The organism is Vibrio sp. B181a (assembly GCF_030248375.1).
GTDB lineage: Bacteria > Pseudomonadota > Gammaproteobacteria > Enterobacterales > Vibrionaceae > Vibrio > Vibrio campbellii.
Genome location: NZ_JAHGAD010000081.1, coordinates 1 through 15,015 on the forward strand (window position 1 = coordinate 1; position 15,015 = coordinate 15,015).

Genomic DNA, 15,015 nt, shown 5'->3' on the forward strand with positions numbered 1-15,015 from the left:
CGATCGGCATTAGAGCACAAACTCGGGCTTTTTGTTTTTCGCTTTGTAGAGTGTTACGACTCACAAGGTTTTGCGTGATTGATGCTGCGTTTTTGTTTAAAGGACATCACCAGTTGTGGAACGAGCGACATCAGGATCATGCCTAGCATCAGGCTGTATTGAAGGGGAGTGAAGCTTTCGCCCATCAAGACTAAGCCAGAAACAATGCCAGCTACTGGGTTGGCGATACCACCGAAGGTAAAGTCCACCACCGACATGCGTTGCAATAGCCACACGTACATGCCGTAGCCAAGCGCAGTGTTAAGTACGATAACCCACAATAAACCAGCGACGTTTCTCAATGATGCGTTTTGTAGGGCGCTCACATACGGCTCAGGATTAAAGCTCGCAAAGATGGCTGCGGCGATAGAAAGAATGACACCGCCTAAGATGAGCTGCCACGTTAGCACCGTCCACCAGTGCATTCTTGCACCAAGAGACTTAGTGACACTACTGCCGATAACGATACACATGATTGCAGATAGCATAGCGATTAAGCCAATTGGGTTGAGTGTGATCGAACTAGGATCAAATAGGAACCACGCCAGTGCAATCAGCGCTGCGCCACTTATCCCTTGAATCAAGCTTGGTTGTCGTTTGTATACAACCCAGCCAAATAGCATCGCAAACACAGGGACAGAAATCATACCGACGCCAGAAATGGCAGAAGGCAAGGTCAACGCCATAACAAAGATGAGTCCGAAGAAGAGGGCGATATTGATTGTGCCTAGTACCAGTAAGATCTTCCAATCTTGTTTCTTAGGTAGTGATGGTTTAATAGCAAGTAATAAAAGGCCAGCCGGCAAAGCTCGCAGTGCGCCAAGCAACACTGGCGGCCAGTCTGGCAAAGTAAATTGTGTCACGGCGTAGGTGGTGCCCCAAAAGAACGCCGGAATCATTGCGAGTAAAATGTTCACATTAAATATCTTCATGTTGAGATAATTTATTGTAACGATACGTTTGAAATGACTTTTTGTAAAGTATCTTTATGTTAAGATTAATTTGTAAATCAGAATGTCTTTGGAGATGAAAGGGTAATGGACGCAATTGACAGAGTGGTAAGCCAATGGGCTAAGGAAAAGCCGGAGCTCGACACCGAACCGATGGCGATCATGGGGCGCTTGATGAGAATCGCAAAGCACATGGAAAACCACGTCGCCGAACTGCACAAACGTTACGATCTCAAAATGGGCGAGTTTGATGTTTTAGCAACGCTGCGACGCAGTGGTCAGCCATATCGTTTAACGCCATCAGAGCTGATTTCATCCATGATGCTGACATCCGGTGCCATGACAAATAGGCTTGATAAGCTAGAGAAGAAAGATTTGATCGCGCGTGAGCACAGTAAAGAAGATCGCCGTAGCGTCACTGTCGAACTCACAGAAAAAGGTTTCGAGCTGATTGATTCACTGATAGAGCAGCACCTTCAAGCGCAACATGAGTTGATGGGGTCTTTGAGCAGTGCAGAAAAAGGGCAGGTTAATCAGGCGTTAAAGCTCTTATTGCCTCAGTATGAGTAATCGATAACCTTGTGGATTTGAAACTGACTAAAGGGCAGCGTATTTCATCGGGATATCAGTAACATACTTTGTACTTGGTCACAGATACTTTGTTTATTATCAATATCTTCGGGCAAAAACTCGCACCTTTAACTCGCACCGACTATATAAATGTTATAGCGATGTTAAAGGTGAAGTTATGCGTGCACTTTCTGAATGGTTAGAAGCCTACGGTGAAAGCCATCAAAACCCAATCAACCAAAAGATTCACAAGGTGGCGGTACCCGGCATCTTTTTATCGGTGGTTGGCTTGATTTGGTCCATTCCGCAGATTCCTTTATTTGGGTTCAATCTCAACTGGGTGTGGGTTGTTGCGCTACCCGCGTGGATCTTTTACTACCGCCTTTCTTTAAGCGTATTTATTATGATGATTGGCTACACCGTTGCGTGTATCGGCCTGATCTGGTCGATGGACATACTAGGTTGGCCAGTCTTACAGATTTCGATGCTACTTTTTGGTGTGCTTTGGATTTTCCAGTTTATCGGGCACAAAATCGAAGGGAAGAAACCATCGTTTTTTGAAGACGTTCAGTTTTTACTGATTGGTCCTATTTGGGTGTTTCGTAAGCATTAATGAGATGAGCAAGAAGTTATGGGAATAAGGAGTTGCTAGACTCTAGGTAGTTCCCATTTTTATCGAGATCTATTATGCCTACCGCTCTGTTTGTTTTAGTTTTTGTTAGCGTCATTCCTTATGTACTTGCTGGTTTTGGTGGATATGCCAAGGTTCAGCAACTCGGTCATCTTGATAATCATCATCCACGCTTGCAGGAGAGGAAACTTAGTGGGCGTGCGGCGAGAATTATTGCTGCTCAATCCAATGCTTGGGAAGCGCTGGCTTTCTACACAGCCACAATTTTAGCGGTGAGCTTGAGTGGCGTTCCTTGGTCTGACTTGTCTATGTCAGCCATTATATTTGCTATAACGCGAATGGCGCATCCGGTTATGTACATCGCAGATATCGCTATTGGCCGAACCTTTGTCGTTATTGTGGGCGTGACAAGCTGTATTTATATGCTTTCTCTTGCGTTTTGATTTTAACGACGCGTTTGCACAAAGTTATCTTGTGCAGCATTTCGAATTACTAACCTATGTTACCATCTCGCTGGTTTTAGAAGTCCTTTAACGTTGCAAAGAACAACAAAAAAGTCGAAGCGAACAGTTGTAGTGAGGTAGTCGCGTGAGTGCACAAGATCATTTTCTGGGGCAGTTTGAAGTTGAATTGAAATACAGAGTGAAAGACAAGCGAGCGTTTTTAACCGCGCTGAGCAGCCTACAGCACGAGGTGATGTTCGAAGATAACCAAGAATCAGATTGGTTTTACGATACCCCCGAGCGCAAACTAACCAACGAAAACAAAAGCTTGGTGATTCGTGAAATTGAACCGTCTGGGATTAAGCTTTGGATTGTGAAAGGACCGGAAGAAGATCGTTGCGAAGCGACAGACATCACCAAGTCCCACGCAGCCAAAAGCATGTTGGAGAACATGGGATATGAGGTGATTCTTCATACTAAGAAGGTTCGCAGCGTCTACTTTGTCGGTGAATTCCATATTACGCTCGATCACCTTGAAGGCATTGGTTATTTCGCAGAATTCGCGATCATGACTGATGATGAAAGCGCATTAGGACGTTACAAGCAAAAACTAGAGGCTCTAGCAGGCATGTTTGGTTTGGATGAGTCCAACCGAGAACTGCGGTCTTACAAACAAATATGGACCGCTCAGTAAAATCCCCGTCATTTCTTATTGGTCTAATAAGCAACTCCCCCCAATCGCACTATGATTAAAGTAGTGCGAGCTTGCCGTCTCGCATTAACATTCCATTTCGAAAATGATGGTGACAATGTCACTTAAGCGGAGGGGGAAATGTACAACCGCGAGCACAAATACGTGTATTGGCGAGAAGAGCGCAAGAAAGGCAAATGGAACTACATTATGAAGTCTTTCTTGATGATTTGCTGTGCGTTGTTGGTTGGCAAGATAATCGGTTTATTTGTTTTTGGTAAACTGCATTCATTGAAAGACATTACGGAGCAGTTTCCCGCCGATATTTTTATCATGATGCTGGTGGGGTTTCCTGTCAGTGTTATCGGTTGGTATCACGAAGAATCGAAGTTTTTTCGAGCATTAAAGCGTCGAGATAAGAAATTTAAAGCGCGCCTGAAAGCTCGTAAAAAAAGAAATAAGCCTACTTAGAACAAATGCCGCAAGATTCGAAATTTGCGGCATTTTTGATTTCTGTTCATATTTCAACTTTGGGCACGATACCTTCACCCTCGTCCATTTTTCTTCGCTAATAATTGCTTACTTTCTTTTTAGGGCGAAAGGTGAATTTCATGACTATTGGCAAGCCATTGTTACCGCTACTTTGTTAAATTCCAACCAAGAACATCCCCTAAACAGGAATAAAAATGGATAAGAAAACCATGCTGCACAGCCAAAAAGTGTATTTTTGCAATGATGAAGAGCTGGCGGCAATGCAAATTGAATGTCTTGAAACCTTATACGATTACAATCACACCCGTCCTTCAGAGTCAGAAAAGCGGGGCGAGATACTCGGGCGTCTTCTCGCGTCGGTAGGTGAGAATTGCTACATCGAACCGCCTTTAAGGGCGAACTGGGGATGCCACACTTACCTTGGCGACAATGTTTACGCGAACTTCAATCTCACTTTGGTCGACGATACCTACATCTACATTGGGAATAGCGTAATGATTGGACCGAATGTGACTATAGCGACGGCAGGGCACCCAATCGAACCTGATTTGAGACGAGATGTCGCTCAGTTCAACATACCAGTTCGAATCGGAGATAACGTATGGATTGGTGCAAACTCGGTGGTATTACCGGGTGTGACGATTGGAGAAAATTCAGTGATTGGCGCTGGCAGCATAGTAACCAAGGACATTCCTGCCAACGTTGTTGCGGTTGGTAATCCATGTCGTGTGCTGAGAGAGGTCGGACAACACGACAAAGAGTACTATTTTAAAGACCGTAAGCTTGAACAAAATATGTTCAATGGTTAGTCTGAACGTTCTACCCGAATAGGAAAGTAAAATGATCATCCGCACAACCAACCTCTGGTGGCTCCTCCTTCCAATGCCAAGCAGTCGGTAGGTTGAGTTGTGCCTGGCTGCGAGTAGATGCAGCCAGAATCGTATTCTATCTCGTAGCCTTGTTTGAATGTTATCAATCATCAAGGAGAGAAAATGAATACGGCATCCGATTCCAACGACCAATCAGAAAGCCAGATCAAAAAGAAGCCAGTGAGTGCAGTGACAATAGGTGTCATGCTTGCACTTGCCGGAACACTGCTGTTTTCGATTAAACCTGTCTTTGTCAAACTCGCTTACCAGCATGGTGGTGATGCGGTCAGTATCATGACGCTACGAGCGATGAGTTCATTACCAGTTTACCTTGGCATTTTGTTTTGGACGTTGCGTAACTCTGAATATCGCGGGAAAGTGAGAAAGCATGGACTTAAAGCGGCGTCCATTGGCGTGCTGGGTTATTACTTGGCCAGTTATTTAGACATTACGGCACTTAATTACATTTCCGCCCAACTTGAGCGCTTATTACTTTTCCTTTTTCCTACTTTTGTTGTGCTGATCATGTGGTTTAAAGAGGGGCAATCACCCAAGCGTTCGGTATTATTTGCCGTTTTGGTTGGGTATCTTGGGGTTGGTCTCATTGTGGCGCACGATCTTTCTCACTATGGAGAGAAGATTTGGCTCGGTGGTGGATTAGCGATTGCGTCGGCATTTGTATTTGCCGTGTATTTGGTCATGAGTAAAGCCAGTATCGCAAAACTCGGAAGTAAGCTGTTCACCAGTATTGGAATGGGGAGTGCTGGGATTGCAATTCTTATTCATCTGTCTTTTAGCTCGCTACAGTTAAATACTATGAGTGAAGAACTCATCACCATTGGGGTATTGCTTGGCATCTTCTGCACTGTGATTCCCTCGTATTTGATAGCAGCCGCAATGGCGCGGCTCGACCCTGCACACCTGAGTTTGGTGAGCAATATTGGTCCTGCGATGACGGCGTTGTGCGCCATTTTTATATTGAATGAATCATTTACTTGGTTTCATGCCTTGGGGATGATGCTGACCGTTGTTTCGGTTGTGATGATCAACCGGTTTAAGTCATGAGTACTCTATTACAGAAGACGAAGAACGGGGACGGTGATAGAGGGGAGGCAGGTCGATAAGCATTGACCTGCCAAAGGTTTAGAACACAAAGTTAGCCATAATGGTGTACATATCTGCGCTGTCATCTGAAGGGGGAGAAACAAATGCACCTGAGGCGTCACGATAAGCCTTGAAGTGTTGCCACTCTGCATTGAGTGACACATTGTAGTGAAGATCGTATCTCACACCGAAGAGGTAGCTATCGCCAACTCGATGTTCATGATCATCAAACTGCTGGCCATAAATAGCATACGGTGTGAACTTGTTTAAGTTATAGCTGCCTTGTGCATACCATGCAGATGCAATGTCGTTGGTTTGACCTTCCAAAGTTAAAGTCAGGGCATCAAACTCATATTCTGCGCCTAACGAGATAAGCTGAATATCTTGGCCTTTTGCTTTGATGGTTTGATCTGGAATGGGAACAACACCAACACCAGGAATAGTGGTAGTGAGGTTGCGCAGTTTCGTTTCTTGGTCGTAATTCGAATCTAAATAGGTCAAGTTCCAACGATAATAATCACCACTCAAGATGAAGTTCACGCCATACATATCGTTAGTTTTAAACGTCAGCTCGGTATTGGCGTTAAAGTCGACGGTACTTTCATCATGAAAACCAATGAAAGGTGTCGTGGTTAACGTCATGCTGTCGCTGATGTCATAGTTCCATAGAAATGAAACCCCATTGAACGCCGTAATTCCCAGAATACTGTCATAGACTTCGTTTGGTGGCCTTGCTGGCGTAAAGGCGTGCCCGACATAGTAATACTCGGAGGCGAGGAATACAGGCATTCGTAGGCGACCAGCGCGAAACTCAATATTGCCATAGCTGTAGGCAAGGTAGGCCCATTCTAGCTGAGGATCGCTCCAGTGGTCCTGTGGTCTTTTGACCATTTGAGCAGAAGCTTTAAAAGCGTCGTAATAGAAGTCGAGTTGAACACCAAACGTGGTATCACAGTCGTAGCAGTTTTCATCGTCGATGAATCGATTAACGAGCACTGGTGTTTCGTTGTCAGTTGTTGCCCATGAGGTAGAGCCAAAGCCGCTCAACGATAAATTATCGGTGATCTCTATTGCCGCTAAGCTCGGTAAGGCCACACTGCTAAGCGCTGTTGCTATCACTGATGCGATGAGTGTTTTCTTCATATTATTTCTCCGAGCTTACTACGTAGAGGATCTGTGCATTTGACGGAAGGCTACTCACCGGTGCATAGCCAATGCGATTTGGCTTTTCTTTCATCCATGTCAAAAGGGCATCCATATCGGAATTGTCGATAACTTTGGGTGGGCGCGCTTTACCTGAGAATGACAAGCTTGCCCAATGCGCATTCATTTGCGCGACATTTTTGTTGAGGAGGTATCGGTAGAACTCAGAGCGTTCCGAGGAGGTATCAGGCCAATCAGATAGCTCAATTCGTTTACCCTGCAGTCGTTTGGTTTTCCCTCGATAGAGCTTTCGTGCTTTGGTGATGTTGAGTTCATCAAAATCTGAATCGAGAGAAAAAATAGCATAGCTATCTGCCGCCAAGGCTTCACTATCGAAGGAGATCAGCAATGCAAAAGCAATCATTGCGGTAGAGACAACGCTCAGCACCTTGTTTTTTAAGAAATGGGTATCCATGACCATTACCTTGCTCTTTAAATCACACTTTCAATTTGATGGAGAAGCTTTTCTTTTCTCACTGGTTTCGGTACATAGGCATCCATGCCAGAGTCATAACAGCGCTGAATATCGTCGTCTACGACACTTGCTGTGAGCGCGATGATAGGGGTCTTAGGCAGACCAGAAACTTTTTCGTATGCACGAATCTCTTTAGTTGCTTCGAAGCCATCCATCACCGGCATCATGCAGTCCATTAAGATGATGTCGAAGCTATTATCTTGTTGGAACATGTCCAAGGCGATCTGACCATTTTCAGCGATTTCAAATTGATACCCCGCCTTACTCAGAAGTAGAGAGGCGACTTTTTGGTTGACCGTATTGTCTTCAACCAAAAGAATACGCTCAGATCGGCTGGGTAATGGCGTTGTCATCGGTTCTTCCGGCCTTTCTTTTGGTTGAGTGTTGATTCGGCTGCTTATAGTTGAAGATACCGCGGGAGTTATTGCTACGTTCGATTTGCTAGCCTCAACGGCTTTTGACAATTTATCTTTTAATACCGCTGCTTTGAATGGTTTAGGCACGTAGTCATCCATACCGACATCGAAACATTTCTGTATATCGTCATCCACTACGCTTGCTGTTAAGGCAATGATTGGGATTCGATAGCCTCTACGGACCTCTTTTTCCAATTGGCGAATTCTTTTTGTTGCTTCAAACCCATCCATCACGGGCATCATGCAATCCATCAGGATCAATGCGTATTGATTTTTAGCGAACATCTCGACCGCTTCTTGGCCATTGGCCGCTAAGTCAAATTCATAGCCAGCCTTTGTCACATGTAACCCTGCGATTTTTTGGTTTACCGTGTTGTCATCGACCACCAAGATTTTGTTGTTAGTATTCGATGTTTCGCTTGCATCTGCCTCTAGAGCGGTTTGACTGAATCTTGCCTGACAGCTTTCAATCGCCTTGACTAGGCGTTGCCCCAGAAGTGGCTGAGTAATGATAGCACTGACATTTTCACCAAAGTCAAACTGGTCGCTATGAAGGTGTCTAACGAGACAAATATGCACATTTTGAGCTGCTAGTCGTTGGAATGTTGCTTCGTTTTTCATCGCTGAATTTGGTCGTGTCTCGTTGTAAATCACGATGACGCGTTCCTTATCGCTAATCCAAGCAGGAAGGGCGTCTAAGTGTGTTATCGATTGATGAACCGCAATCTGGTAGAAGCTCAGTTCATCGCACAGTATCCGTTCCATGTCTGCATCTTCGCAAACTAACCAAATTTGGCTTTCGCTGGCAGCATGCTTGGGATCAAAGCCCAAATAAACGATTGCAGGGGATATTTGGAAGAAAAATCGACTGCCGTGTCCTTTTTCAGATTCTAGTTGGATCTTGCCTCCCATTAACTCGACGAGCTGTGTACTTATTGCTAAGCCAAGACCAGTACCACCAAACTGGCGGGTTGTAGAGTTATCTTCTTGCGCGAATGGTTCGAAGATGTTCTTTTGTTGTTGCTCGTCGATCCCAATACCTGAATCCTGAACAGAAAACTCCATGACAGCGTTGGCGCCTGAGACGCCGTGTGTGGTAACAGAGAGATGCACGCTGCCTTTTTCGGTGAACTTCACCGCATTAGACATAAAGTTCATGATAACTTGGCGTAGACGGTGATCATCAATCATCAATCGATAAGGGGTATTACGGCTAATGCTCACTTTAAGGTCGATGCCTTTTTCTTTTGCTTTCGGCGAGACAATAGATGCGATGTCGTAAATGGATTCGCGCACGCATGTGGAATGAGGGCTGATAAGTAGCATGCCAGATTCAATTTTGGAAAAGTCCAAAATGTCATTAATCAAGCTCAGTAGTAGCTGTGATGACGTCTCAATGGTGTCGACGTAGTCTTTTTGCGTAGCGGTAAGAGAGGTATCGGACAGCACTTCTGAAATGCCGATAACACCATTCAACGGGGTACGTATTTCATGTGACATATTGGCAAGGAAACTGCTTTTTGCTTTACTGGCTTTAATCGCATCATCTTTTGCTTGTTCCGCGTCTTCCTTAGCTTGGGTGAGTTTGACCTTGGCTTGCTCGCGTTCGTAACTCAACCGCTCAACTTCTTGCGCAAATTTACTTAACTCATCTTTGCCTTTGATTAACTCTCTTAGTGGAGATTCTTCGCTGTAGCTATCACGACGGAGAAATTCGAGAACCAATTGAAGGTTGTTGGTTACTTTACGTACGAGGCGTAGCGCTAAGCTAATCACCGCGATGGTAATGAAAGACATAACGCCAATGAACATCAAACGCTGCTGATTGGCTATGGTGATCGCTTGACCAACATCCGCTTTGAGTTGATTGGATATGTCGTTATCGACGTTTTTGAGCAAGGCTAAGCGTCCATTTAGTGCGGTTAATCCTGCTGCAACTTCAGCTTCTGGCAGGGTGCTGAGCGCTTCTTCGTTGAACAGAAAGCTTCTGAACTCTTGGCTAAGGACGAACACTTCATTGGTGAATGTGTCGATTAACAGTTCAACTTGTTGTTGGTTGGCGTTGAGAGTGACGAAGCGTTCAAGGAACAATTGTTGGTTTTTGACCAGAGATTCAATTTCGCTGCTGATGTCGGCATCATAAAATTGGTTGTGCTCACCGGAGTAAATCAGATATTGGCTCAGGCGGTTCTCTTCTTTAGACCAAAACATCAACCACTCGATTTGTATTAGCGCAGAGAGGTGCGCTTGGATTTCATAGGTGGCGTCATTAAACGGCACTTTTTCTAATGCGAGTAGGATCTGCTTGTAGGTGTCTGCTCGCCATTCTGCAATGTCTAGACGCTCATTCATGTCTGTTGTGGTCGCCAGAGATAAGCTCGCTTCTTCTAAGCTGGAAAGCAGATCGGCCATTTCTAAACCTTTGTCTGCAAAGATGCGCCTTGCTTCATTGTTAAGTGAGTGGGTGATGGATTTGATCTCTAATTCCCTGTCTGAAACGTCACTGTTGTTTGGCAAGTTATACAGAAAAGAAACGTTATCCATATAGTCAGAAAATAACTGAGCCCTCTCTAGATCTTGCGCTTGTGTAGAGAGTCGATGAACTTGTTGTCCCGCGAGAAAGAGGAGCAGGACAATGGGTAAAACAACTAAGCTAAATAACTTGTGCTTAACAGATAGGTTATTCCATGAAAGCGATCTGACCACAGTACACACCCATATCCAATTGGTTGATATAAAAGTGTAGGCTAACTATCTCAATTGTTAGAAATGGGGTAGAAAAATTCATACTTGTACGGCGTGAAAACTGTGACTTCTACGAAAAAAGATAGATTATTTAAGTGGATAGGTTTTTTAATCTATCAGTATAGGTCGGTCTTTATGCATAATTATGGTTTATTTGACGTGATGATATTTATAAACAAATTCCTTTTGTTGAGTGAGTAAAATATTTTGTCGAATAAGGCCTGAAAATGGCTGTTTAGATACCAAGGCATGGGTATAATTGCCGGATTTTCTTGTGATTGAGACTGTGTGCAGAACGTACTTGAAATTTTTGTGATTTGAATTTCATAGGGTCACAAGCTCAGGGCGGGGAAATCATTATTATGCAAACGAAAAGTTTTGTACGGCTATTAATAACAATAACTAAATCATGAACGTATCCAGAAGTCTTCAATCGGTCACACTGCGGTATACCGTCCCGATATTCCTCATTGCATTATTCACAAACTTTACTTACTGGGCGTATCAGCAAGTCGGTGAAGCTCAAAACCTCTCCAAATATCACGTCAAATCGGCAGAAATTAATCTCGGTACGATCATTGGTGGCTACCGTGATTTATTGCGAGCAATGAGTTCCGACCAACATTTCACTGAACCCGATATCTCCTTACATGAGCGTGCACAGAGAGCAATGCCTTATAAACAAGCGTTTGATCTTGCGGGCATTGGTTTCAGTGATGGTGTAGGAAACATGGTGAGTACTCATAATGACAAAGTCCACTCTATTGCTCACCGAAAGTACTTCCATCAGGTTATTCGCACCAAAAAAACAGTCATGACCAATGTCCTCACCGATGTGTCTAACGGGCAAACGGTGTATGTATTGTGTCGCCCAATGTTTGATGAGGGTGGCGATTTACAAGGTACGATATCTGCGTCCATTCATTTCTCTGAGATTCAAAAAGCACTGGATACAGAGGGAGAGAGTGACATTTACAGCGTGCTATTAGATGAAGATCTTAACATCATCAGCCACTCTCAAGACGAGCATTACATTGGTGTCAACTTGTTCAACTACGGTTATGAAAAACTGTTTGACCGTGAAGAGAATTTAAAAGCACTAACGGGCTCCGAGAGAGGTGGCTTCTTTACTTACAGTTATCCTCTGGATTTATCATACGTTGAATTTACTAGGGTAGAAGGTACGCCTTGGATTTTGCTTTCCAAAGCGAAATTTAGCGCGTTACTTGGCGAAGGTACATTGATGTTTGGTGTAAACGTGTTGTTGATTATCGCTATCTACATCGTGATCGCACGTTTAATGGGTAAGCAAGTGGTGGGTCTAACGCAGCCGCTTGACCGATTCTTGGAAGAGAGTAAGGTCGTGTTTAATGACGCTTCTATGGAATTAAAAGAGCATTTCGAGCAAGTTATTCAAGCCAGTCGCAATGGTGTCTTTTGTTCACGTAGTGGATTGCTAACACGCGAATACTTCTTGCGAGGTGCAGAGAAATCACTAGCTCTTGGCAACACGCCAAGAGCCTGTATTTTCTTTGATATGGATAACCTCAAATATATCAACGATACCTACGGTCACCTCGCGGGTGATAAAGTCCTCGCATTATTTGTGGCGGTATTGAGAGAGAGCTTTGGCCATAAGCGTGACATTGTAGGTCGATTTGGCGGCGACGAATTTGTGGTATTGACGAAAGAGTTTAGAAACAAGCGGGATCTGGAACTCAAGCTAGATAGATTTCTTGAAAAGCTACAGAGCACCGCTGACCGTTTAGGTCTCGATATCAACTTAACCGCATCCATTGGTGTTGTCATGACAGATAATGCAGGAAGAGACATCGAGACCTTATTGCACTGTTCTGATATGGCAGTGTATCGAGCCAAGCAATTAGGCAAAGGGCGATATGCGTTTTATCACGCTTCGATGATAGAAGTACCGATATTCAATGAGTGAAGAGGGAGGCGAGAAGCCTCCCTTTTTAATGCGCTTTGCTTTTGGATGTGAGTTAAATAGAAACCGCTTGAGGCTGTTTTCTCAGGACATAAATGTCATGCTCGCGCAACAGGTAGAGAGCGAAACACGCCGCAAGCATTGGCCATGCCGCGAAGAATAGTAGGTTGTTGAATGGATCTAGGTACTTCGCGAACGAAGAGAACGTCGAGCCGGCGTGCAATACCAGAATCGCAAGGTAAGTTAGGTTCTTCCAAAGCCCAGCCAGAAAGACTCCGATGAAAACTAACTGGGCAATACCCAGCGCGACAGAAAAGCCACTCGAAATATCTAAGCCATAGAAGCCAGAAAATACTTTCATAGCATGTTCGGGCACCAGCACTTTATCCAGCGCCCACATGATAAACACCAGTGCGATACTGAGTCGCAATGCCAGTAAAGCTATTCCTAACTGCTGTTGAACTTTCGGGTGAAGCGTTTGTTTCATTTTCATTCCTTCAATAAATAGTGGGAGACCCTAATTGCAGACCGCCTTAGCGAAGCTCTGATTACAATGCGATCGGTAAATATTTGAGTCTCGTCCCCATTTTGTTTTCCCCGTGCAACCCATAAATGGTTGGAATATGAGCCTATCAGCAAAAATGAAGTATTCAGTAGCACCAAGTAGATGTGGGTAATAAAAGATGTCACTCTCTCTTTTAAGCAAGACGTTGCGTATTAAAGTCAGGCAAGGAACGTGAGATGAATAAAGTGGATTGGCATAAAGACCAGATAGAAGACAACACGTTAGTGACTTCCTCTTATAAGAGTACTCAGAATGTACGTCGCTACTTCAAAGCGAAGTGTGGAGATAATTTCGCGTTTGATCGCGGCTTCATGCAATGGATGAACCAAGCAGAGGGCATAACCATGGGGGAAGCCGCACAAGAATGGTTACGCAGACAGGAAGCAAAGTAATTTATGGATAGCTATCAATACCGTTTAAACAACGATTTCTTTAATTCATTATGGACAAAAGCGGCAGGTGAGATCTACCCCTCGAACTTGCAGCCTTACAGCAGTTGTACTGTCGAGTTACTCGAGCAAATTCAAGGAAAACTCATTAACAAAAAACCTAAGGTTGTATTGGATTTAGGTTGTGGAGCTGGTGGCTTTAGTCGCTGGCTTAACCAAGCGTTAGATTGCGACGTGTTAGGCGTAGATCGTTCTGAATTCGCAATTGAGTACGCTAAGCACCATACACAGGAGGGCTCAAGCGTCGAGTTTTCTGTCGTGGAATTTGAAAATTTATCCCGCCTTTACAATAGGTTTGACTGTGTTGTCAGCATCGACGCTTTACCATTTGCAAAAGACGAAGACCAATTGCTGTTAGATGTTCATCGCTTACTAAATATGGATGGCCAACTGATTTTCACAACACGGGAGCCACTAGAGGGCTCGCCTAAATCGAAAAAGCTGGGCTGTGCATGGCGTTCGGCTCTAGAAAGAAACGGATTTGAATTAGTTGAAGCGATTGAGAGAAAGGGTGTTTCTGAATTTTGGCATGCCATTTATCAAGAATGGGTGAGTAATGAAGTTCAATTAAGGGAAGTATTGCCTAGCGAAGTTGTCGACGGCTTGATGTTGGAAGTTGAACAAGTTGGCTCTCGTTTGTTTGACGGGCGACCTTGGTGGTTGATTCACGCCAAACGTATCACCAAGGAAGTGTAGAAAGAAGAAAAATGAATATTGTAGAAACGTTATCTGAACAGTTGAGTGAGATTGGATACCCCAACGAGCGAGTTCGGACAGGTTTGGTTAGAAGCTTGTCCTCCAAGAGCTTCCGTCAATTGGATAGCAAACAGCCAGACTTAGTTTTCGAACAATGTGAGAGATTATTAGCTGAGCGCGATTGGGCTTTGAGTGTGATTGCGTTTGATTGGGCCTACAGAATGAGAAAGCATTATGATGAGGTGACGTATGCTCGGTTTGAGTCTTGGCTTTATCAGTACATTACCGACTGGAATGATTGTGATGATTTCTGCACCCACGCTTTCGGTGCGCTCATTGCTCAAGATAACCAGTTGTTTCAGCGAACACTCAGTTGGTGTAAGAGTGACAACTTTGCCGTCAGGCGTGCCGCAGCAGTTGTACTTATTTATCCGATAAATAAAGGTCTGCATGGAGGCACTGAGCCTTTTCAAATAGTGGACTTATTGTTAGAAGATGACCATTACTTGGTGCAAAAGGGCTATGGCTGGATGCTCAAAGTATTGGCACAAAAAGAACCGGAACGTGTGATAGATTATTTGAAATGCAGCCACAGCAGAATGCCGAGAACGGCGTTTCGATATGCGATAGAAAAACTGGATAAGCAAACTCAGCGAGAGTTGATGGCCTTGTAGTTTGCCTCTTCGGCATTTCGCCAAAGCAAACAGAGTGATACGAAAAAGCCGACAGAAT

Annotated in this window: 16 protein-coding genes; 11 read left to right on the top strand and 5 right to left on the bottom strand. The window is 44.3% G+C overall.

Translation table 11 applies throughout. The features are described from left to right. Window positions 1–53: 53 nt before the first annotated feature. Entirely contained in the window at window positions 54–956 is a 903-nt protein-coding gene (locus KIO97_RS23735; RefSeq protein ID WP_122019504.1) for a DMT family transporter, read from the bottom strand. A 120-nt stretch (window positions 957–1,076) separates the two neighbouring features. Here KIO97_RS23735 and KIO97_RS23740 point away from each other — a divergent pair, with 120 nt between their 5' ends. The 7 genes from KIO97_RS23740 to KIO97_RS23770 all read left to right on the top strand — a co-directional run bounded on the left by KIO97_RS23740 (window position 1,077) and on the right by KIO97_RS23770 (window position 5,750). Then, a complete protein-coding gene (locus KIO97_RS23740; RefSeq protein ID WP_051117076.1) occupies window positions 1,077–1,559 on the top strand; it encodes a MarR family winged helix-turn-helix transcriptional regulator in 483 nt (160 codons plus the stop codon). A gap of 178 nt (window positions 1,560–1,737) precedes the next feature. Then, entirely contained in the window at window positions 1,738–2,172 is a 435-nt protein-coding gene (locus KIO97_RS23745) for a DUF962 domain-containing protein (RefSeq protein ID WP_005427632.1), read from the top strand. A gap of 74 nt (window positions 2,173–2,246) precedes the next feature. Next, complete coding sequence (locus KIO97_RS23750) at window positions 2,247–2,633, top strand: MAPEG family protein (RefSeq protein WP_285384118.1); 387 nt, start codon at window positions 2,247–2,249, stop codon at window positions 2,631–2,633. A 145-nt stretch (window positions 2,634–2,778) separates the two neighbouring features. Continuing rightward, the gene (cyaB, locus tag KIO97_RS23755) at window positions 2,779–3,327 is read left to right on the top strand and encodes a class IV adenylate cyclase (protein ID WP_285384119.1); all 549 of its coding nucleotides are present in this window, start codon (window positions 2,779–2,781) and stop codon (window positions 3,325–3,327) included. 138 nt (window positions 3,328–3,465) lie between these two features. Continuing rightward, entirely contained in the window at window positions 3,466–3,795 is a 330-nt protein-coding gene (locus KIO97_RS23760) for a hypothetical protein (protein ID WP_285384120.1), read from the top strand. Between the two features lie 215 nt (window positions 3,796–4,010). Beyond that, window positions 4,011–4,625, top strand: a complete 615-nt coding sequence (locus KIO97_RS23765; RefSeq protein WP_285384121.1) for a sugar O-acetyltransferase — start codon at window positions 4,011–4,013, stop codon at window positions 4,623–4,625. Window positions 4,626–4,808: 183 nt separating this feature from the next. Further along, window positions 4,809–5,750, top strand: a complete 942-nt coding sequence (locus KIO97_RS23770; RefSeq protein WP_005528302.1) for a DMT family transporter — start codon at window positions 4,809–4,811, stop codon at window positions 5,748–5,750. Between the two features lie 78 nt (window positions 5,751–5,828). Here KIO97_RS23770 and KIO97_RS23775 read toward each other — a convergent pair whose 3' ends face one another. Genes KIO97_RS23775 through KIO97_RS23785 form a run of 3 tightly spaced genes read right to left on the bottom strand, consistent with a single transcriptional unit; the run spans window position 5,829 to window position 10,589 of the window. Then, window positions 5,829–6,932, bottom strand: coding sequence for a porin (locus tag KIO97_RS23775; protein WP_285384122.1), 1,104 nt, complete (start codon window positions 6,930–6,932; stop codon window positions 5,829–5,831). A 1-nt stretch (window position 6,933) separates the two neighbouring features. Continuing rightward, window positions 6,934–7,407: a hypothetical protein gene (locus KIO97_RS23780; protein WP_005427818.1), complete on the bottom strand. Its 474-nt coding sequence runs from the start codon at window positions 7,405–7,407 to the stop codon at window positions 6,934–6,936. Between the two features lie 17 nt (window positions 7,408–7,424). Then, the gene (locus KIO97_RS23785) at window positions 7,425–10,589 is read right to left on the bottom strand and encodes a response regulator (protein ID WP_285384123.1); all 3,165 of its coding nucleotides are present in this window, start codon (window positions 10,587–10,589) and stop codon (window positions 7,425–7,427) included. 448 nt (window positions 10,590–11,037) lie between these two features. On the opposite strand from KIO97_RS23785, the gene KIO97_RS23790 reads away from it, so the two are divergent. Continuing rightward, window positions 11,038–12,576, top strand: a complete 1,539-nt coding sequence (locus KIO97_RS23790; RefSeq protein ID WP_285384124.1) for a sensor domain-containing diguanylate cyclase — start codon at window positions 11,038–11,040, stop codon at window positions 12,574–12,576. A 52-nt stretch (window positions 12,577–12,628) separates the two neighbouring features. On the opposite strand, the gene KIO97_RS23795 is transcribed toward KIO97_RS23790, so the two are convergent. Further along, window positions 12,629–13,060 (bottom strand): hypothetical protein, encoded by a 432-nt coding sequence (locus KIO97_RS23795; protein WP_122019518.1) that lies wholly within the window; start codon window positions 13,058–13,060, stop codon window positions 12,629–12,631. A gap of 254 nt (window positions 13,061–13,314) precedes the next feature. Between KIO97_RS23795 and KIO97_RS23800 the strand changes: the two genes are divergently transcribed. The 3 genes from KIO97_RS23800 to KIO97_RS23810 are packed head-to-tail and all read left to right on the top strand — an operon-like array spanning window position 13,315 to window position 14,957. Then, a complete protein-coding gene (locus tag KIO97_RS23800; protein ID WP_285384125.1) occupies window positions 13,315–13,530 on the top strand; it encodes a DUF6434 domain-containing protein in 216 nt (71 codons plus the stop codon). A 3-nt stretch (window positions 13,531–13,533) separates the two neighbouring features. After that, window positions 13,534–14,283: a bifunctional 2-polyprenyl-6-hydroxyphenol methylase/3-demethylubiquinol 3-O-methyltransferase UbiG gene (locus KIO97_RS23805; RefSeq protein ID WP_285384126.1), complete on the top strand. Its 750-nt coding sequence runs from the start codon at window positions 13,534–13,536 to the stop codon at window positions 14,281–14,283. An 11-nt stretch (window positions 14,284–14,294) separates the two neighbouring features. After that, a complete protein-coding gene (locus KIO97_RS23810; RefSeq protein ID WP_285384127.1) occupies window positions 14,295–14,957 on the top strand; it encodes a DNA alkylation repair protein in 663 nt (220 codons plus the stop codon). Window positions 14,958–15,015: the final 58 nt, after the last annotated feature.